The following is a 20,436-nucleotide window of genomic DNA, read 5'->3' as shown; positions in this document are numbered from 1 at the left end:
ATATAGCCGGGTATCCTTTAAAGGCTGGTCTTCTTTAAGATCAGTCTTTAAATTTTTTGTGTTTTATCGCATGATAGCGTATTATAATGACAAAGCATACGTTTTGGTAATCATTAGGAGGTAGATTTGACATGACGGTAACAATATATGATGTTGCAAGAGAAGCAAATGTATCAATGGCAACTGTTTCGCGTGTTGTGAACGGTAATCCAAATGTAAAACCGGTCACACGTAAGAAAGTACTAAATACAATCCAGGAGTTGGGGTATCGGCCGAATGCTGTCGCACGCGGGCTGGCAAGCAAGAAAACAACGACTGTTGGCGCCATTATCCCGGATATTTCCAGTATCTTTTTTGCTGAATTAGCAAGAGGTATTGAAGATATCGCGACTATGTACAAGTACAATATGATTTTGAGCAACTCCGATCAGAACAAGGATAAAGAGTTGCAACTGATCAATGCCATGCTGGGAAAACAGGTGGACGGTATTTTGTTCATGGGCGGAGATATAACGAATGAGCATGTAGAACAATTTCAGACATCATCCGTGCCGGTCGTTCTGGCTGCAACGTATGATAAAACCAATTCAATCCCCTCGGTGAATATTGATTATGAAGCTGCTGCATGTGAGGCAACATCGTATTTACTTGAAAAAGGAAATGACAAAATAGCCTTTATCTCCGGTGTTGATGACACATTGATCAACCAGGAGAAATACAGCGGTTATGCACGGGCTTACAAAGAAAAATCAATTAGTCTGAACGATGACTATATATTAACCGGCGATTACTCATATGATTCCGGATTGGAGGCTGTCAATCAGCTGCTGGCAATGGAAGAAAAGCCAACAGCCGTCTTTGTGGCTTCGGATGAAATGGCGCTCGGTGTTATTCACGGTATACAGGACAAAGGTTATAATGTGCCGGATGATTTTGAAGTGTTCGGTTTTGATAACACAAGACTGGCAACAATGGTACGTCCGACATTGTCGACAATTGTTCAGCCGATGTATGATATTGGCGCAGTTGCGATGCGTTTATTAACCAAATATATGAACAAAGAAGAAGTGGAAGAGAAAAAAGTCGTATTGCCGCATCGAATTATCGAAAGAACTTCAACAAAATAGTATTTATGCCGATATTAGAAGCAACAAGCTTTGGGGAGCGAGAATATGAGAAAAAGAGACCTTTTAACACCAATCGGCATTACATTGGGGTTTATTATGATCATGCTGGCAATCCTTTCCAAAGGCGGTATACAGGGTGTTCGTTCCTTTTTGGATATTGCTTCCATATTTGTTGTAATTGGCGGTTTAGCGGCATCCCTGCTGATTAATTTTAAGCTGGATCAGATAAAACTGACAGGTAAAGTTATTAAAGAAGCGTTTACCCAAAAAGACCAGCGGATTGGTGAACTCATCAGGATGTTTATACGATTGGCAGACCGTGCCCGCAGAGAGGGCATTTTGGCATTGGAAAACGAAATGGATGAAGTGGATGATGCATTTATCAAAAAAGGGGTGCTGCTTGCGGTTGACGGGATTGAACCTGACGTCATCAATGATATTATGAACGCGGAAATTACGGCGATGGAAGAACGGCATTACAAAGGTCGGGTTATCCTTGAAAAGGCAGGCGAATATGCCCCTGCCTGGGGGATGATCGGGACACTTGTTGGGCTGGTGCTAATGCTTAACAATCTGACTGATCCAGCAACGTTGGGCCCTAATATGGCGGTGGCACTTTTGACCACCCTTTACGGAACCGTTTTGGCTAATCTGGTATTTACTCCGATGGCCAGTAAACTGGCAGCTAAAACAGAAGATGAGATGTTTATCAAACAAATTATCGTTGAAGGGGTTATCGGTGTACAGTCGGGTCAAAATCCGCGTATTCTGGAAGAAAAACTGGGGGCATTTCTTCCCACTGACGTAAAAGAAGAGACGGAAGAAGAAGAATTCGCGGGAGAGAGCGTCCATGAAACGTAGACAGGTAAGACAGGAGAATCGTTCCGGTGCACCGAAATGGATGGTTACATACTCCGATATGGTCACATTGATTCTTGTCTTCTTTATTTTACTATTTTCTGTATCACAAATTGATATGGTTAAATTTGATGCGATTTCCGAATCATTCAAGAACCGGATGATTTTTGACTTTTATCCGTCTCCTGTCCCGATGGAAAACCCGACTGAAAATACGAGTGATCAGGAAAGCGGCAAGAATTCAAATGAATTTGAAAATCCGACACAGCTGGAAAATATGAATGACCGGGACGACGAGACAGAAGACGATCAGGATGCGCTGGACGAATTGATGGAGCAAGTTGAACGCTATTTACAAGAGCATAACCTGACGAATGTTATTTCGGCCAGCAGAACAGACCAGGGTGTTGTGCTTGTATTGCAGGAAAGCATTCTGTTTGAGACGGGAGAGGCAGACATTCTTGATTCAGGGAAACCTTTTTTAGATAAAATAGGAAAATTGCTCACGAATATCCCCAATTATGTTAAAGTAGAGGGTCACACGGACGATCGCCCAATTTCCAATTATAAATTCCCGTCCAACTGGGAGTTGTCCGGTGCCAGGGCAAGCAGTGTCATTCGTTATTTAATTAATGAAAATGACTTCGATGAATCTCGTTTTACATCAGTCGGATATGGTGATACAAAGCCAATCGCGCCCAATACATCTGAAACGAACTGGCGTCAGAACAGACGCGTTGAAATGGTGATACTGGAAAGTGATGGAAAAAATCAAGGGGACAAATAGGAGAGGGAGATGACCGTAACGATCATCTCCCCTTTTAATGGGTTCAAATGCACGAGCTGACTCTTATGGATGGATTTGTTTGTTTATGGCGTATTTCAGTGTACTTTCCAGGATTTTTTTGTTTTTTTCTGTGATGTCGGCTTTTCTGGGAATTGTTGGCACCATTCGTTGATCATCATGCCAACTGCCAGGCAATGTGAGTGGTGATTCTGCTTGCCATCTTGACTGCCATTCAGGCGGAAGCATACCTTGTTGAATGCCCCCTGTTTTCATGACACTCCAAATCTGTGCCCAAGCGCGGGGTACGGTCCGCCACATGTCATATCCACCGCCACCGAGAGCGATCCAGCGGCCATTACAATACTGGTGGGCTAAATCATGAGCAAGCATTGGGATGTGATCGAAAGTCGCCATGGTGGTGCATAAATGGGTCAGCGGATCATACATATGAGAATCTGCACCATTTTGAGTCAAAATCACATCAGGGCGGAAATAGTCGACAATTTGTCTGAAGGCAGCTTCATAAACATCTATAAACGATTCATCCTCGGTAAAGGCATCGATTGGCAGGTTAAAGGAGTATCCGTGGCCTTCTTTTATGCCGCGCTCATTTACCTGGCCTGTTCCAGGGAAAAGGTATCTACCCGTTTCGTGGATTGATAATGTACAGACATTCGGGTCGTCGTAAAAGGCCCATTGGACACCATCACCATGATGGGCGTCGGTATCAACGTATAAAACCCTCAAATCATATTTTTCCCGGATATATTTGATGGCTACCGCGCCGTCATTATAGATACAGAACCCGCTTGCCTTCCGTTTACATCCATGGTGGAGACCACCGCCCAGGTTTAGTGCATGATCAGATTTGCCCTGTAATACGGCGTCAACTGCAGCCAGTGTCCCGCCAACAAGATAACTTGATGCTTCATGCATATTTGGAAATGCAGGTGTATCCTCTGTTCCGATACCGTATTCCATGCTTTCGTCCTCTGACAAGCCAGTATCCCCCGCTTTACTAACCGCATTGATATAAGCCTTGTCATGAACAAGCTCAAGTTCTTCCTGCGTGGCCCTCCGTGGTTCTATGATATTATTTTCGGATAATAAATGCGCTTTTTCCAGTAAATCCTTTGTTAATAAGATGCGTTTTTGGTTAAATGGATGATCCGAATGAAAATGATAGTCAAGAAATTTAGTTGAATAAACAAAAGCTGCCTGACACATCATATTTTTGGCTCCGCTATGTTGTTCGGCCACATCAATTCATAGCCGGCATTTCGCAAGCCTTGGATCACGGGCAAGGGGTTCATTGTCTGGATACGAAAGACAAGAATCTTGTAATTCGGATCATCGTTATACGGGTACATAAGCACGGACGTTATATTTGTCCGTTGTTCGCCAAAGATCGATGCCACTTCCGGCAAAATTCCGGGTCTATGGGGAACTTTGACTTCAACCTGTGAGCTTTGAACATTCGTACCGGTTAATTGGATCAACGTGTGCAGCATATCTTTTTCCGTAATGATGCCAATTAATTGATTGGTGCGAACAACCGGCAAACAAGCAAATTCCTCATCGTAAAAAACACGGGCGATTTCTTCAACCAGATCCAGTGGGTGTACGGTTGTGACCGGTCGACTCATAATCGAATGAACTTCATTACGGAATGCCTGATGATTGGTATGTTCATCAAATATCGATGGTGTGGCATCACGCACATCACGGTCAGATATTATACCGATTACCTGATTTTCATTGTCAACAATCGGTATATGCCTGATAGGGTTTTCCTGTAACAATTGTAAAGCATCAGCTATGGTTGCCGTTGGCGGAAGCGTTATCACTTCTTTTTTCATGATTTCCTCTACAAGCATTAGAATCCCTCCCTCATATTGCGGTGTTGATGCCGCTGTAAAAAGCGTAGTTCATCAAATTGTTTAATGGATTCTTCCGGTACGTTGCTGCCAACCCGAACCATCAGGCAGTTAGCCGGATGAGAGATGATTTCAGGGTCGTCAGTCGGTGCTGGCAGGAGTCCGCCTGCTGCCATCATTTTCTCCATTACTTTACGATAATTCCAGACACTCAGGCGGGTCCCATTCAGATCCCAATGCCAATAATATTCAGTGGAAATGATAATATAGTTTTCCATATAATTATCCAACATGGAAACCTTCAGTAACTCTGAGGCGACACCTGCACCTCGGTAATCTGGAATAACTTCGACGGCCCCCAATTCCATCAGATCCACCATATTGAATTTTGACCAGCGTTCAAGTGGATCGGGATGTAAATAGGTGACATAGCCAATAATGGTATCTTCAGTTCTTGCGATAATGATCCTACCCTCCGTAAAATCCGCGATACTTAAGATAGCCTCGAATTGTTTTGGAGCCGGACGGAATGCGGTAAGTTGCTCATGAAAACGATACTTTTTCAGCTCATTGGATGGGATCGGTCCTTCAATGACGATCGAGCTGTTTGGCGTACTTCGTGTTCTTGAATAATATGTTTTCGTGTGATCCATCTCGTCACCACCCTTATATGGGATCAATCATAGCGCTTTCATTAGTTTTATTATACAGGATTTTGGTTTGGATTTTTAGTGGGAAACATGAAAATATCGTATTAATTTAATAAAAGTCAAAAAAAAAGAGGGTGGAACAAAAAAATAGCATCAAAACAAAAATCCGAACAATGATTAAAATTCCTTAGAGAAATTTATAATCTGTTCGGATTTTATTATATAGTCATAGGTCTTTCAACTAGCGGAATATTTTTCCGGAGCGATGATGGTTAGCACATCCTAACTAAAAACTAAAATAACAAATGCTCGTTCGTTTTTTATATTAAATAGTCGAGTTTTGTCCCACCCTCTTTACATGAATTAATCCTCGCTATTTTTGTTTTTGTTCTCACTATCCTTGTCGTCATTGGCGTTATCATCGTTGTTATCATCATTGTTGTCGCCATCGTCGTCATGATTACCGTTATTGTCATCACTATTTGAATCATCCGAATCGGCATTATCTCCACCAGACTCTTCCTCACCATCGGAATTGGAAGCATCACCAATAGCAGTCTCATTGGAGGCAGATGATTCGAGTCCGAAGTAGTCAACGGCTTTCACATGGTAGATCGCATCACTGTCAGGCACGGTGAAGCTTGTCCCAGTTGTACTGCCGATAAGGTTAAAGGAACCATCCGGGTTGTTGGCCCGGAAAATCCGATAACCTACAACATCACTGCTATCTGAATTGTTCCAAGAGAGTTCACTGCCTGATGCTGAAATGGACTCTGGGGCGGCAGGTTTTTCCCCATCGTCCTGGATATCAGCGCTGATGACATCAGATTGCGGCACCCCAATCTTTTCCCATGCTTCACGGTTGGTACGCGGGAAGAGAATAGAAAGATCGCTGAGCTTGTCATAATCGTTACGTTTCAGGAATTCCGGATTGAACCTCAATCCATCACCTTCAACAAACTCTTTTGGCGTCTTTTCGTCGGCTGTTACCGCTTTGCCATCGACCTTGACATAAGAGCCCTTGATAAGGCTGTCATCTTCTTCAGTCGGCACATATTTTTCGTTAAACAAATCTGTTTTAACTAATCCAGCCTGCTCACACAAGTCTGACGGTAGCTTTCCGGAGACGGCACAATAGCTGCGTGATACGATGCCGTCAGGACGATCAAAACTTTTATCGGGTGCAACCAGTTCCGGATTAATGTCAGAGGCTGCATTGACTAATTCGGCCCATAATTTCTGGGTTCGTTGGCTGTAGCTCAATGAACATGAAGGGCATTGAATGCTTTTTCCTTCATCATAACCAAGCCATACGCCCATCGACACATTCGGATTCACGCCGACAAACCAGGCATCTTTGTATTCCTGAGATGTACCGGTCTTGCCAGCCCAGTCAACACCGCTGTATTTAATTTGTGAATTCAGATATGCACCAGTTCCTTGATCAAGTACATCACGCATGATATCCAATGTCAGATAGGATGTTTCCGGTGAAAAAACGGTGACCGGATCGGGCTCGTGTTCAAAAATGACATTCCCGTCCTGATCGGTAATTTTTTCAATCATATAACCATCAGAAAATTGTCCGTTATTGCCTAGTGTGGAAAATGCATTCACATTTTCCTCTACCGTGACACCGTTCGTCGCGGCCCCTATTGATAGAGAAAGATTGGCATACTCTTTGTCACCAATGGTCGTGAAGCCCATTGGTTCGAGAAATTCACTTACAGGATCCTGATCATAGATCCGGCTGTACACGTCAACTGCCGGGATGTTATAGGAATTGTAAAGAGCTTTCCTGGCCGAAACAATGCCATGGTATCCGCCGCCATAGTTGCTAAGGGTGTATCCGCCAGCAAATGTTTTAGGAACATCAGCTATCGGTGTCCCAGGCTGAATGATGCCTTTTTCAAATGCCGGAGCATAGGCAAGTATCGGCTTCATCGTACTGCCGTTTGAGCGTTTGGCTTGTGTAGCATAGTTAAATTGATTTTCCGGATTGGAATCCCGGCCGCCTACAAAACTGATGATTCGTCCGCTCGTATTTTCAATTAAAATACCGCCAGTTTGTATTTGTTGGGTCGTTTCAACCTTTTCACCTGTTTCAGGATCTTCCACATAACCGGTCCAATCCGGGCCATAATATTCGTAGTTTTGAGTAATTTCCCTGAATTTATCGTGCGTTTTCTGGTCGATAGTTGTATGGATGTTGTAGCCATTTTGCCGCAAAGCGCGGTCAGCTAGAATATTGTATTCTTCTTTCAACGCGTCGTTCTTATTTAAATCTTCCATGGAATAGCCGTCTTCCTCTGCCAGATGTTCCATTATGATATCACTGGCACGCTTTTGCGCTTCATATGTTAAATGCGGGTATTTCTCGACCGGTGACTGAGACTCCTTGGAAAAATCAGCCGTTAAGTCGTAGTCCAAAGCTTCATCATACTGTGCTTTTGTAATATAATCCGATTCATACATTCTGTTTAATACAGATTTCATCCGGTTCAACCCCGGCTCTAAACCTTTTTCCCCTTTTAATCCGCCATTATTTTTAAAAGGGGTATAATAAGTGGGACTTTGCGGCAATCCGGCCAAATAAGCTGCCTGCGCAAGATTCACTTCTGATGCGTCAATACCGAATACACCCTGTGCTGCCGTTTGAATTCCGGCGATATTGCCGCCTGAAGCATCACGCCCATATGCGACAATATTCAAATACGCCTCCAGGATTTCATCTTTTTCAAAAAAACGTTCCAGCCGCATGGCAATCAGGATTTCCTTCGCTTTGCGCTCGAAAGATACTTCGTTTGTCAGAATCTGATTTTTAACCAGTTGCTGGGTCAGCGTGCTCCCGCCGGATTGAGTCCCCGAATTGGTGACTTGCTGAACAAGCGCGCGGACAATCGCCTTTGGCACAATCCCCTTATGTTCACTGAAGTACTCATCTTCGGTTGCAATAACAGCGTCTTTCAGGACATCCGATACATTTTCCAGTGACACTTCTTCCCGGTAGATATCAGATCGGATATCACCAATATATTTCTCATCCGCGAAATACAGTGATGATGTTTCTTCATAATTGTAAATATCTTTCTCCATACTTTCATAGTCACGCACCGGTTCATCCTTGACCAACGATGCAAAATAGCCGGCACCGACACCGCCGGCAAAAAATCCGCCAATCACTGCGATAACAATAAAAAATAGCAAAACACTCCAAATGACGTCGTAACTGATGCGTGATGATCTTTGGATTTTGCCGGTTCCCCAGATTGACATTGCTTTTTTAACGTATGGATATGATTTGAGACTTCTCCAAAGTGATCTCGTTTTTTCAGCATATGGATAAGATTTGAAGCTTCCCCAAACTGATTTCATTTTATCGATATATTTTCTGAACAATTGCTTAAAGTCCACTTTAAAACCTCCCCCCGAACCAAATCTAATTATAGCACAGCAGCCAAATCAGTTGAATGAAAATTTTCAATCTGTATATTGCATTTGTGTTACATTTATGGTATAAATAGATAATAGTAAATATTAAAAGACGCTGAAGGATCGCAGTAGCTGTGCAAATCCCTTTTTCAGAGAGCCGGCGGGTGGTGGAAGCCGGAAAATATTTGCAGGCGAATTACAATCCGGAGTTTCTTCTTTTGAAAGAAGACGGTGACAGCACCGTTAACAACCCCAAGTGGCATTGATATGTGCAACAAGGGTGGTACCGCGAAGTGAACTCGTCCCTTATTTTTTTAAGGGGCGGGTTTTTTATTATACTTTGAATGGAGTGGAGAGCACATGGACATTTTACATGATCTTGAAAACAGAGGCCTGATTCAGCAAACAACCGACAGGGAGGCCCTGGAAAAACACCTTTATGAAAACCAGGTGACATTATATTGCGGGTTTGATCCCACGGCTGACAGTCTGCATATCGGCCACCTGCTGCCGATTACCATACTGAAGCGATTCCAGCGGGCAGGCCACAAGCCGATTGCCCTGATCGGCGGGGGAACGGGTATGATTGGCGACCCGAGCGGACGTTCCACCGAGCGTTCACTGAATGAAGCATCGGTTGTACATGGTTACAGCGAGAGAATTAAACAACAGATGGCCAAACTGCTTGATTTTGATCATGGTAAAAATGCGGCGGTCGCCCGAAACAACCATGACTGGCTCGCGAACATGACGATTATTGACTTTTTGCGTGATGCAGGCAAGCATTTCGGCATCAATTATATGCTTGGCAAGGAATCTGTGTCAGCCCGGATTGAGCAAGGTATTTCCTTTACCGAGTTCAGTTACATGATCCTGCAGTCGCTGGATTTTCTGAAACTTTATGAACAGGAAAACTGCACATTGCAGATCGGCGGCAGTGACCAGTGGGGAAATATCACGGCCGGTATGGAACTGATTCGCCGCTCCCGCGAAAACGAAGATGAAGACATCAATGTATTTGGCCTGACCATGCCGTTGATTACGAAAGCAGATGGCAGTAAATTCGGTAAAACAGCAGGCGGCTCAATATGGCTTGATCCAGAAAAAACAACACCATATGAGTTTTATCAATTCTGGATAAACGCTGATGATCGTGATGTGATGAAATTCTTGCGCTACTTCACCTTTCTTGAAGAGGACGAATTGAATGAGTTGCAAATTGAACTTGAAAACAATCCCGAAAAACGAATGGCACAAAAGCGTCTCGCTGAAGAAATGACCATTATGGTGCATAGTCGGGAAGCTCTGACACAGGCGCAAAAGATTACAGATTCCCTGTTCAGCGGTGATTTGAAACAGCTGTCAGCCAGCGATATCGAACAAAGCTTTAAAGATGTCCCGACCTATGAAGCACCCCGGGAAGACACCGGTCTGATCGATTTGCTTGTGAATGCATCGATTTCATCATCCAAACGCCAGGCAAGGGAAGATATTCAAAACGGTGCGATCTACATTAATGGCGAACGTCATCAGGATTTGCAATACGTTGTAAGTGAAGCCGATCGAATTGCTGATCAATTCACCATTATCCGGCGCGGGAAGAAGAAATACTTTTTAGTACGTTTCAGTTAAGACAGAGGGAGACCTATATCGCGTGAAAAATAGACCTTCCTTCATCTCTACAATCGAAAAGAGTTTGGTTTTGGGGGCACAGAATTTTGATAAATTTTATGCCCCTTTTTTTGAGTTTGTTTCGATTATAGGAGTAGAAGGGAGATCAGAAACGGAATTCTCCGCCCAAATTTTGTGCCAGTGAAGCTGAGCAGAGATCGTTAATTTTTGAAAGGTGGTGGGATCAGTGGGAGATTGAATGGGAAAGCAGGAGTGTGTTTCGAAAAAGAACAGCCTTTTTTAGACTGTTCTTAACCAAAATAGAGCCGTTGTATTTTAACGGTTTTTATTACTTATCACAAACATTAAAAATGAAGGCTAAAAAGGCTATTGTATCCTAACATTTCATATAACAAATTAGTGTGTAAATTGTAATACACCTTCGAATCAAAAACCAATTTTTATTCTCCTGATTTTTTTGAACCAACACGAATCGTATTCACCACAGAACTAAGAAGGATTATTGCAGATAAAGGGACTTTCCTTACCCAGCAAGTAGGAGGTGTAGATTGCTCACAAATAAATGAACAATTTGATGCTCCTTTAAATAAAGAATTTAGTAATTGGAGCTTGAATGGGGCATTAAAAGAAAGTAACTTTGAAGTCTTGTATAGCAAAGAGGAATTTCCTGTTCAACGTTTTTATGATATTGGGGCTTTAGTTTATTATTTAAAAGCAATACCTTGGCAAATCCCAGATTTTTATACCGATAAATATATAGAAAAATTATATAAGGTACATCAAGTTATTGAATCAAAGGGTTATTTTGACGTAAATCAACATCGTTTTATTATTAAAGTCAAGGCCATATAAACAGCGGGGTTCTTGTTTGAACCCCATTAAATTCGGGATATATTAAACGCTTAGAATCGTGAACATGCGGGGGATTTTTATTAAACTCTAACGTTACAACGGAGGACGGGAATGATGGAACCATGTTTCCTGAAACCATCCCGTCAACAAATCCTGCGTGCGTCAAGGCTGACAGGCTTTGGGGTATGAAGCACAGGTGATTCAGCATAACGAAGATGGATATGGTTAGAATGTTGCAACGGGGCGAACTGACAAACTTCCGAAATTAAGGGTCTAAAGTTAAAACATAGTGTAAAGCTATGTCCCAACCAACGTTGGGGTGAGAGGTGTAGAGTAAAACTGCTCCCTCTGAAATACACTATACCGGACAACGGCGGTATCCTGCTCACAATTAATCATCAACGATCCCTCAAGAGGGTTTATCAGGAATGATATCAAGTTAACATCTTTATCTAATCTTTACATCGTTATGCTATCTTTTCATAGGTACTAACCTTTTAGACATTGCGAGGGAGACAAATGCAAAAAACAATATTAATTGTAGAAGATGAAGACATTTTACGTGAAATAGTTAAGGATTATTTATTAGATGCAGGATATGAAGTATTAGAAGCAGTAGATGGAAATGAAGCTTTAGCTATTTTTGAAGAACATGAAGTACATTTAATTATTCTGGATATTATGTTGCCGGAGTTAGATGGATGGTCCGTTTGCAGAAAAATACGCAAAACTTCCAATGTGGCGATTATTATGTTGACAGCACGTGCGGATGAAGATGATACACTGCTAGGTTTTGAATTAGGTGCTGATGATTATGTCACAAAGCCATACAGTCCGCCAATATTATTGGCAAGAGTAAAACGATTAATTGATAGCCGTTATGCCCAGGCAGGTAACTTACCTGATGAAGATACTTTAATCAGTAATGGTATCTGTGTCCACTTCCCTACACGGACAGTGACAGTAGATGGGGAAAGTATCAGTTTGACATACACGGAGTTTGAAATATTAACCTATTTAATGCAAAATCAGGGGATTATTATTACAAGGGAACAACTTATCACTAAAGTCTGGGGCTATGAATTTGCCGGTGATGATCGCACAATCAATAGTCATATCCGTAATTTGCGGCATAAGTTAGGCACTAAAGCAAATTATATTGTCACGGTTATTCGGGCTGGCTATAAATTTGAGGGAAAAACATGAAAAAAGGCATTGTATTAAAATTATTTTTGCTGACAACATTATTGTGCATGCTCATTTTAGCAACTATTTATATTGGACAAACTGTATTTTTCAAGCAATATTATGCAACCCAAAAGGTAAATGACATTAAAACGAGTATTGAATCTTTTAAGAAGGAATACCTGAAGGCCGGGGAAAATGTACAGGCAATTAAAAGGCTGGAGCAGGATTTCTACCAGGAACATTCGACGTGGATTACAACGTTGGATAGTGCAGCAAATATTAAATACACAAATGATTTTTCTGTGAAAATTCGTTCAGATGCTTCTCTGAACAACGACCTCGCTAATCGTGATTTTACCATCCCTTTGTACAGTTTTATCGGTTTAGAAGATTTAGAAAGGGAGAAGTTTGATTTAAAACAGGGAAAGCGTATTATGATTGATGGGGTAATGAAAGATGATACAGTAGTTCCTGCCATTTTAACCAGACGAAACACGAATTTTGTATTAGAGAATAAGCTGCTTTCGGAAGAGTTATATGGAAACAGCACTAAAACCGAACCCGCTGAAATAGAACCTTCACCAGCAGGAGTCTCACGGATATATTTAACGGGAAAAATTAAGAAATTACAATTACCTACAGGATCCGTACGTTCAACTATTTACACAAATCGTGTGTTTATCGAACAAATCAAACAATTTCAAGTGAATCTGCTATTTAATGATAATTATAATGACCATACGAAAACAATGGACTTTGAGCAAAATGATATTAACTACAAAATATTAATCAGACCGATAAAAGATGTGAATGGTGAAACGGCTTATATTTTTGCTATGACGTCGTTACAACCAATTGATGAAGCTGTACAAATGTTGGAAGACTATTATGTATACTTAATTATATTTGTTCTACTTCTGATTGTCCTGGTTTCCTTCTATTATTCAAAAAAAATCGCCAACCCATTGCTGCAAATAAACGATACGACAAGCAAGATTGCCAACTTGGACTTTTCAGAGACCATACCTGTCAGGTCAAAGGATGAAATTGGTGTGTTATCACACAATATTAATAGCCTCTCGACCACGCTACATTCGCATATTAATCAATTGCAGGAGGATATCGAGAAGGAAAAACAACTGGAACATACACGTAAAGAATTTATTTCCGGTGTGTCACATGAATTAAAGACACCTTTAAGTATATTGAAAAGCTGTATCTCCATTTTAGAAGATGGTGTCGCTAAGGATAAAAAAGATTATTATTTTAACGCAATGGCAAAAGAAGTCGATAAAATGGATACGCTCATTGTTGATATGCTCGAATTGGCAAAATTTGAATCCGGCACGTACAAAATGGAAATGGATGTCTTCTATATTGATCAGATCATCGAGCATATTTGCGAACAATTAGCTTTAGACATCGCTGACAAGCAATTACATGTTCATAAACACCTATCCGGGACAAAGGTCGTTGCAAATCAGCATCGGATTGAACAAGTGATTACGAACTTTATTACCAATGCGATTCGTAACACACCGGAAAATAAAAACATTATTATTTCCACTCAGAGTGAGCAGGATTGTGTAAAAGTAAGTGTGGAAAATAATGGGGCTCCTATCGCAGAAGAACATTTAGAGAAAATATGGGATCGTTTTTATCGCGGAGATACGTCTCGCGGGCGTTCGGAAGGAAGTACGGGCTTAGGGCTTGCTATTTCAAAAAATATTTTAGAACTTCATGGTGTGGAGTATGGTGTAACGAATACGGAATATGGCGTGTTGTTTTACTTCTATTTGAATAAAAAAGAGTAGATATTTTAATTAAGAATGTAAGCCATCCGTTCAATGGGGTTGAAGGGATGGCTTTTTTTGTGCGGAATGTCCGCAAAGCTGATTTCATCCAGTCGCGAAATTTTTATACGGTATTGATCTTATCTTCACTTAATCTTTACATCTGTCTATTAATCTTTAAAACGTACAAAGATACTTTGAAAGAGAAAGGATAGATGAAAGATGGTATTTCAACGGACAAATGGGAGAAATCACAGGACACGGAATATGTTAGTTGTTACATTGCTCATACTTCCAATTCTAATTTTATCGGCTTGCTCCGGCAACTCCGACAACAACAATAATGCTAAGGACAATAGCAGTAATAACAGTGAAAACAAAAACACAGCTTTTAAGGTGGTAATCGATCCGGGACATGGCGGTAAAGATAACGGGGCAACAGGCGCCGGCGGCCAATATGAAAAGAGTTTCACGTTAAGTTTGTCAAAAAAAATGGAAAAAATGTTGGAGCAGGAATCGGAAATGGAAGTTTTCATGACAAGAACAGATGACAGCTTTATTTCGCAGGAAAGCCGCTACAGACCAAAATATGCCAATAACCATAATGCGGATGTATTTGTATCTATTCACGGCAACACGTTTTCCAATCCGAGTGTTTCAGGCACCGAAACATTTTACTACCACAATAATTCCCGCCAGTTTGCTCAGATTTTACAGAAACATGTGGTTGAAGCTGGCGGATTCAGGGATAGAGGAATCAAGAAGAAAGATCTGTTCGTTGTAAGGGATACGAATATGCCGGCAGCTTTAATAGAAGTAGGTTACCTGACGAATCCCGATAATGAGTCAATAATGCGTACGGACGGTTTTCAATCACGTGTCGCTGCTTCAATTGTTGAAGGGATTAAAGAATACAAAGAACAGTCGGATAAACAAGGCTTTTTAAATTGGGGGTCTTAAGACCAGACCTAAAATCAATACAGCAATTAAAGCGCAGCATGCCATCCAATTTTTTGACGTTATATGTCACTAAATTGGATGCCTTTACATTTCATCCAATCTTTAGTTCAATTCCATTTCATCTTCATTTCGTCTTTATCCCACTTTATTAATCTATCTACAAGATTAAAAAATGGATTAGAGGTCTTTACATGAAAAAGCTTATACTATTTATTTTCCTTGGCTGTTTGGTTATTTTTTATGGCTGTAGTACAGATTTAGAACCTAATAACAAAACAGCTGAGTTATATCCGGAATATAAAGATTCACCAGATTCCCGAAAAACACAATCAGATAAGTCACAGGCAAATAATGATTCCCCAAATGCAGAAAAGACTGTCTACTTAACCTTTGATGACGGTCCTACTTCAGCAACAACAGATATTTTAGATACTTTACACCAATTCAATGCTAAAGCAACATTTTTCATGCTGGAACCTTCTATGAGGGAATTACCAGAAGTTGTAGACAAAATCGTAGAGCAAGGTCATTCTGTGGGTTTACATGGTGTGACCCACGACATAAACCACTTTTATAAATCTGAACAATCTGCTCTTAAAGAAATAACTGCCGCACAGGAGACACTTCAAAAAATTACAGGAGTTAGGTCCAATCTGATTCGGACACCTTATGGCAGTGTTCCGTATTTAACTAAATCATATCGGGAGGTTTTAGACAGCAATAGTTTTAAATTGTGGGATTGGAATGTTGACAGCAGGGATTGGTCCTTATCCAGTGATCAATATTTAGATACGGTTATTGGACAAATAGAAGAATTAGGAAATGCAGGAGTGAAGCCAATTATTCTTATGCATGATAAACAAAATACAGCTAACCATTTGTCTATTCTATTAACCTATCTATCGGAACATGGATTTCAAACTAAAAAAATTGAAGAAAACACACAGCCCTATAACTTTAACTGTTATCAACGTTGTCATCGAATATCCACACAGGAATAAGATAAACAAGAATTGAAGGAGAGAGTTAAGTGAGTCTCCCCCCTGCCAGCAGTTGTTAAGAACTTGCTTATCACCGACTTTCAAGTTCATTATTTGTTACTATTCAACAGTTTACTCATAAAATCGATTTGAAAAAACTGGATCGCTTGGATTCAGTAGAAGATTGCCCGAATGAAAGGAGAGCCGATTCCTGCTTTGGGGACAATCCAAAAAGGCAGTTATATGGAAAGGAATATGCCAAAGAGGAGTGAAAAATTTTTACGGACATTTACTTGTTTTTTGTTGTTGCCCACACTGGCTTTGCAATATTATTAGCATTATTTCAGGTGTGTATTTTTCTAAAGAGGAACGAAATTGAAAAGCTTCGGCAATCGGGCTGTAATCGAATTAGAGCAGCGCCCATATTTCTTATAAGGGCCAGATTGTTGATTTGTTGTGTCAAAAGTAAGAAAATATTTGTAGACGCTTTAGCTTCATCTTAATCCCCAAGAGGAGGGGGGATTTATGAATGACAATAAATTGTATAATCAACTCGTAGAAGACTTTGAACGTCAACTTAGACGCACACTATCCAAAAAGAAAGAAACTTTTGTTCAATGGATGGCTACACATCAAAATAGTGTTGATTGTGACAATAATAGAAATGGTGAGTGATTAAAAGTGATTAAAATATGTCCCTGAAACTATTGTCTAATGATGTCCTTTCAGAGGCTTATGAAAAGGCAAGGCAGGGAGGTTTAGATGAGGATTTTATTGACTTGCTTAAAAATGAATTGAATCATCGTGATTTATTGGATTCGGATCAGGATGTTGTTATAAATAATTAAACAAACGGGTGCCAGTCGACAAGTTCTGTTATAAGCGTGCTTAAATGTGAAAAACAGGGGAGATTGTTGAAGGAAAGCTATTTTTTATCAACAAAAAACACCGCGTTTTGCGGTGCGATTTAATATATATTTTAACCTGCAATTTAATTTGCGAATTAGAGTTTTGCGATGGAAACGGAACCCGTTAGTTGTATTTATTGCTTTATTCTTTCAGCCTCTTTCGTTCGTATTAATTTTGGTTGTTCGGTGGAGACATATTCATCAATGGCGACGGCAGCGGCAGGGGTCCACGGCCACCCTCTGCCTGATTGGTTTATATAATGCGATTGGCTATTTTAGAAACGGCGGTAGTCGTTAGAGGGATGGGGTCTATTGAGACAGCGAGGTGCAACATACCGTACTTTTTCATGTTGGGTTTTGTTTGACTAAAAGTTGAATAATTCTATTCCGCAGATTTCATCAAATAACGATTCGGACGACCGCTGCAAAGGCAGCTACAGAACTAATTCCCATGGCGAACATCCATTTTAATAGTTTGACCTGATTTGCCTGTAACGTTGCTTCTATTTTTTTATGAAAACTGTCCAATTCTGCTTTGGTTATAAGCTCCTTTTCTTTAATCAATTCATCGATTTTTATAATGACATCCTTTGTATCCGGTTTCGTTTTCAAGGATTGTTCCAGTACTTTCAGCCGGGCTTCTATTTCATATAATCTTGATTCATCACTCTTTTGTTCATCTTTTGAATCCTGTATCGTGACCACCCCTTTCATGCTCACCTTCACGCTTATGGTATGTTATTCGGCGCAACTATAAAATGGAAAGGCAGTTAACAGACGATGCGTGTCTAATTTCGACCAGCTGCTGTATCGCTGGGGATTTATTCCGGATCGATTGCATCATTCTTTTTGCCTGAGTTATGGTAAAATTTGAATACAAAGATTATTTGTGATGAGATTGTGTACTGTCGATACCATGTTAGCACAGGGGGAATTTGTATTGGGACTGAACGTGGGAGATACTATAAGTTTTGAACGAACATTCATTAAAGAGGATGTCGAATTGTTTACAAAAATATCCGGCGATGAAGGGGACCATCATCTTAATCCTGATGAACAAGGCAGGCTTGTTATCCAGGGGTTGTTAACGGCTACGTTGCCGACCAAAGTTGGCGGAGATAATAATGTACTTGCACGTACTATGAATTTTGAGTTTTTAAGACCAGTGTTTACTGGAGATACAATCGTTTGTGACGTAACAATTGAGGAGCTTGAAAAACAGGATCGCAATCGAACCGCTATTAAAGCATCCTTTCAGTGCACAAATCAACATGCGAAAAAAGTGCTGGAAGGTAACTTTGCAGGCGTCATACTATGATGAAACCCGGCTGTACCTATGGAGCGCATAGCAAATATAGGTTGTGATAAATACGGCACGATGACTAAAAAATAAAAAGATGCTACAGGGTTATTTTTCTTTTTCAAAAGTCTTTACCGCCGCTTCTGCCACCTGAACATCCTGTGGAACGGCCCCACCACTGACACCGATTGCGCCAATCACTTTTCCGCCCTTTTCAAGAGGGATCCCACCACCGAATACGACAATTTTTCCTTGATTGGTTGTGTTTAGCCCCCAAAGTTCTGCTTTTGGCACTGTTGCTTCTTCCAGATCGGATGTCGGCATTTTTAAAGCCACGGATGTCCAGGCCTTATTATGGGCAATATCGATACTTGCCAGCCATGCATCATCCATCCGATGGGTTGCCACCAAATTACCGCCATCGTCCAGTAAGGAAATGACCATTTGTACGCTCGTCTTTTTTGCCTCCTGCTCAGCACTATCAATCAGTTTCTTTGCTGTTTTCAAATTGAGTTTTTCCACTCTGTCCATCCTTTCTATGTCGTATTTTCCCGTTCAATCCTAGTACTTCTCATAAAACGTTTCCCATCTTCATGAGGAATCAAACGCATACATGGTAAAAATTTATTAAATTTGTGATTATTCAGTTTCAGGGAGGCCCTCATCAACGGTGTGGGCCTGAATATCAACGGTAGAAGTGCCCTCATCAACGGTGGAGATCTGAATATCAACGGTAGAAGTGCCCTCATCAACGGTGTGGGCCTGAATATCAACGGTAGAAGTGCCCTCATCAACGGTGTGGGCCTGAATATCAACGGTAGAAGTGCCCTCATCAACGGTGTGGGCCTGAATATCAACGGTAGAAGTGCCCTCATCAACGGCGGAGATCTGAATATCAACGGTAGAAGTGCCCTCATCAACGGTGTGCGCCCGAAAATCAACGGTAGAGGCACCTTCATTGACGGTATAAGCCCGAAGATCAACAATTAAAGCACAAAATTCAGCGGGGGGAGGGGCAGACCACAGTAAATAAATAAGCCCTCAAACTCTTGATATACAATGGGTTTGAGGGCTTTGAGTTTTCTGTTTTGCGAAACTCTAAATTAACGTGAGTAGAACTCAACGATAAGGGCTTCGTTAATTTCTGCTGGCAGTTCGGAACGTTCAGGATAGCGTGAATAGGTTCCTTCTTTTTTGTCTTCATCAAACGTCATGTATTCCGGTACGAAGTTGTTCACTTCGATGGCTTCCTGAATGATGTCGAGATTTTGTGAACGTTCACGCAGACCGATAACCTGACCCGGCTTCACGCGGTATGATGGAATATCAACACGTCCGCCATCGACGGTTACGTGGCCATGGTTGACCAGCTGACGTGACTGGCGGCGTGTACGTGCCAGGCCAAGGCGATAAACAAGGTTATCCAGGCGGGATTCAAGCAAAATCATGAAGTTCTCACCATGGACACCTCTCATTTTACCCGCTTCTGTGAACAGGTTACGGAATTGGCGTTCGTTCAATCCGTACATGAAGCGGAGTTTTTGTTTTTCCTGCTGTTGCAGACCATATTCAGACATTTTTTTGCGCTGATTAGGTCCGTGCTGTCCAGGAGGGTAAGGACGTCGATCCAGTTCCTTACCGGTCCCGGTTAATGAAATGCCGAGGCGTCGTGATTTTTTCCAATCTGATCCGGTAAATCGTGACATAGGACATTTCCTCCTTTATAAGTTTATTTGCATAAAATAAACGACCGTGTTCCTGATCATTGTCCATTTTATTTTCATGTACCATCGCTCCAGCAGCAGAGAGTTACACGATACACCTTCCGCCAAAGAATCAAACCTTGCAGAAGGAATAAAATGGGGGCAATGCCGGTTCACATAGGCTACCTTGTTATTTTACACAACGAATAGTATATAGGCTATGAAGCTGTAAGTCAACCATTTTCTGTGTGTTGATGCAGACATCGCTTATTGATTTCGCTCAAGCCATCATAAATGCGGCTCGAATCCATAATTCATCCGCCTAAACAGCGTTCGTCGCGCCTTAGTTCGCAATAACATAAAACTGCACTGGTGATACAATCGCCAAC

19 protein-coding genes, 1 pseudogene and 1 other annotated feature are annotated in these 20,436 nt (G+C 41.3%); of the genes and pseudogenes, 13 read left to right on the top strand and 7 right to left on the bottom strand.

Annotated elements, in window-relative coordinates:
• Nucleotides 1-131: 131 nt before the first annotated feature.
• The 3 genes from ccpA to motS are packed head-to-tail and all read left to right on the top strand — an operon-like array spanning nucleotide 132 to nucleotide 2,772.
• Nucleotides 132-1,127: a catabolite control protein A gene (ccpA, locus tag E4U82_RS11595; RefSeq protein WP_135110349.1), complete on the top strand. Its 996-nt coding sequence runs from the start codon at nucleotides 132-134 to the stop codon at nucleotides 1,125-1,127.
• 45 nt (nucleotides 1,128-1,172) lie between these two features.
• Entirely contained in the window at nucleotides 1,173-1,988 is an 816-nt protein-coding gene (gene motP / locus E4U82_RS11590) for a flagellar motor protein MotP (protein ID WP_135110348.1), read from the top strand.
• Nucleotides 1,978-2,772, top strand: a complete 795-nt coding sequence (motS, locus tag E4U82_RS11585; RefSeq protein WP_135110347.1) for a flagellar motor protein MotS — start codon at nucleotides 1,978-1,980, stop codon at nucleotides 2,770-2,772. Before motP ends, motS begins: the two co-directional genes overlap by 11 nt.
• A gap of 63 nt (nucleotides 2,773-2,835) precedes the next feature.
• Here the strand turns inward: motS and E4U82_RS11580 are convergent, their stop codons facing one another.
• From E4U82_RS11580 to E4U82_RS11565, 4 genes are all read right to left on the bottom strand, one after another.
• The gene (locus tag E4U82_RS11580; protein WP_135110346.1) at nucleotides 2,836-4,002 is read right to left on the bottom strand and encodes an acetoin utilization protein AcuC; all 1,167 of its coding nucleotides are present in this window, start codon (nucleotides 4,000-4,002) and stop codon (nucleotides 2,836-2,838) included.
• Entirely contained in the window at nucleotides 3,999-4,649 is a 651-nt protein-coding gene (locus E4U82_RS11575) for an acetoin utilization AcuB family protein (protein ID WP_135110345.1), read from the bottom strand. Before E4U82_RS11575 ends, E4U82_RS11580 begins: the two co-directional genes overlap by 4 nt.
• A complete protein-coding gene (locus E4U82_RS11570) occupies nucleotides 4,649-5,302 on the bottom strand; it encodes a GNAT family N-acetyltransferase (RefSeq protein ID WP_135110344.1) in 654 nt (217 codons plus the stop codon). Before E4U82_RS11570 ends, E4U82_RS11575 begins: the two co-directional genes overlap by 1 nt.
• Nucleotides 5,303-5,662: 360 nt before the next feature.
• Nucleotides 5,663-8,713 carry a transglycosylase domain-containing protein gene (locus E4U82_RS11565; protein WP_135110343.1) on the bottom strand — a complete coding sequence of 1,017 codons (3,051 nt, stop codon included), beginning with the start codon at nucleotides 8,711-8,713 and terminating at the stop codon, nucleotides 5,663-5,665.
• A 124-nt stretch (nucleotides 8,714-8,837) separates the two neighbouring features.
• Nucleotides 8,838-9,041, top strand: a binding site (T-box leader).
• Between the two features lie 50 nt (nucleotides 9,042-9,091).
• Here E4U82_RS11565 and tyrS point away from each other — a divergent pair.
• The 8 genes and pseudogenes from tyrS (at nucleotide 9,092) to sda (ending at nucleotide 16,984) form a co-directional block, all read left to right on the top strand.
• On the top strand, nucleotides 9,092-10,363 hold the full coding sequence (gene tyrS, locus E4U82_RS11560; protein ID WP_135110342.1) for a tyrosine--tRNA ligase: 1,272 nt from the start codon (nucleotides 9,092-9,094) through the stop codon (nucleotides 10,361-10,363).
• A 451-nt stretch (nucleotides 10,364-10,814) separates the two neighbouring features.
• A pseudogene (locus tag E4U82_RS20310) lies at nucleotides 10,815-11,215 on the top strand (SAM-dependent methyltransferase); the annotation flags it as partial.
• Between the two features lie 519 nt (nucleotides 11,216-11,734).
• On the top strand, nucleotides 11,735-12,421 hold the full coding sequence (locus tag E4U82_RS11550) for a response regulator transcription factor (protein WP_135110340.1): 687 nt from the start codon (nucleotides 11,735-11,737) through the stop codon (nucleotides 12,419-12,421).
• Nucleotides 12,418-14,217: a sensor histidine kinase gene (locus E4U82_RS11545; protein ID WP_135110339.1), complete on the top strand. Its 1,800-nt coding sequence runs from the start codon at nucleotides 12,418-12,420 to the stop codon at nucleotides 14,215-14,217. Before E4U82_RS11550 ends, E4U82_RS11545 begins: the two co-directional genes overlap by 4 nt.
• Nucleotides 14,218-14,418: 201 nt before the next feature.
• The gene (locus E4U82_RS11540) at nucleotides 14,419-15,156 is read left to right on the top strand and encodes an N-acetylmuramoyl-L-alanine amidase family protein (protein ID WP_135110338.1); all 738 of its coding nucleotides are present in this window, start codon (nucleotides 14,419-14,421) and stop codon (nucleotides 15,154-15,156) included.
• Nucleotides 15,157-15,347: 191 nt separating this feature from the next.
• On the top strand, nucleotides 15,348-16,157 hold the full coding sequence (locus tag E4U82_RS11535) for a polysaccharide deacetylase family protein (protein ID WP_135110337.1): 810 nt from the start codon (nucleotides 15,348-15,350) through the stop codon (nucleotides 16,155-16,157).
• Between the two features lie 504 nt (nucleotides 16,158-16,661).
• Nucleotides 16,662-16,811: a hypothetical protein gene (locus E4U82_RS19895; RefSeq protein WP_167751394.1), complete on the top strand. Its 150-nt coding sequence runs from the start codon at nucleotides 16,662-16,664 to the stop codon at nucleotides 16,809-16,811.
• Nucleotides 16,812-16,828: 17 nt separating this feature from the next.
• Nucleotides 16,829-16,984: a sporulation histidine kinase inhibitor Sda gene (sda, locus tag E4U82_RS11530; RefSeq protein WP_245183566.1), complete on the top strand. Its 156-nt coding sequence runs from the start codon at nucleotides 16,829-16,831 to the stop codon at nucleotides 16,982-16,984.
• 459 nt (nucleotides 16,985-17,443) lie between these two features.
• Here sda and E4U82_RS11525 read toward each other — a convergent pair whose 3' ends face one another.
• Complete coding sequence (locus E4U82_RS11525) at nucleotides 17,444-17,758, bottom strand: hypothetical protein (RefSeq protein WP_135110336.1); 315 nt, start codon at nucleotides 17,756-17,758, stop codon at nucleotides 17,444-17,446.
• A gap of 226 nt (nucleotides 17,759-17,984) precedes the next feature.
• On the opposite strand from E4U82_RS11525, the gene E4U82_RS11520 reads away from it, so the two are divergent.
• Nucleotides 17,985-18,362 (top strand): hotdog domain-containing protein, encoded by a 378-nt coding sequence (locus E4U82_RS11520; RefSeq protein ID WP_135110335.1) that lies wholly within the window; start codon nucleotides 17,985-17,987, stop codon nucleotides 18,360-18,362.
• A 90-nt stretch (nucleotides 18,363-18,452) separates the two neighbouring features.
• Here the strand turns inward: E4U82_RS11520 and E4U82_RS11515 are convergent, their stop codons facing one another.
• Nucleotides 18,453-18,866, bottom strand: coding sequence for a GlcG/HbpS family heme-binding protein (locus E4U82_RS11515; protein WP_209300567.1), 414 nt, complete (start codon nucleotides 18,864-18,866; stop codon nucleotides 18,453-18,455).
• Nucleotides 18,867-19,016: 150 nt separating this feature from the next.
• Between E4U82_RS11515 and E4U82_RS11510 the strand changes: the two genes are divergently transcribed.
• Nucleotides 19,017-19,334 carry a hypothetical protein gene (locus E4U82_RS11510; RefSeq protein ID WP_135110333.1) on the top strand — a complete coding sequence of 106 codons (318 nt, stop codon included), beginning with the start codon at nucleotides 19,017-19,019 and terminating at the stop codon, nucleotides 19,332-19,334.
• Nucleotides 19,335-19,447: 113 nt separating this feature from the next.
• Here the strand turns inward: E4U82_RS11510 and rpsD are convergent, their stop codons facing one another.
• Nucleotides 19,448-20,050: a 30S ribosomal protein S4 gene (gene rpsD, locus E4U82_RS11505; RefSeq protein ID WP_135110332.1), complete on the bottom strand. Its 603-nt coding sequence runs from the start codon at nucleotides 20,048-20,050 to the stop codon at nucleotides 19,448-19,450.
• Between the last annotated feature and the right edge of the window lie 386 nt (nucleotides 20,051-20,436).

This window comes from Lentibacillus salicampi (genome assembly GCF_004565465.1).
GTDB lineage: Bacteria > Bacillota > Bacilli > Bacillales > Amphibacillaceae > Lentibacillus > Lentibacillus salicampi.
This window is presented reverse-complemented; position numbering and strand designations above follow the sequence as displayed.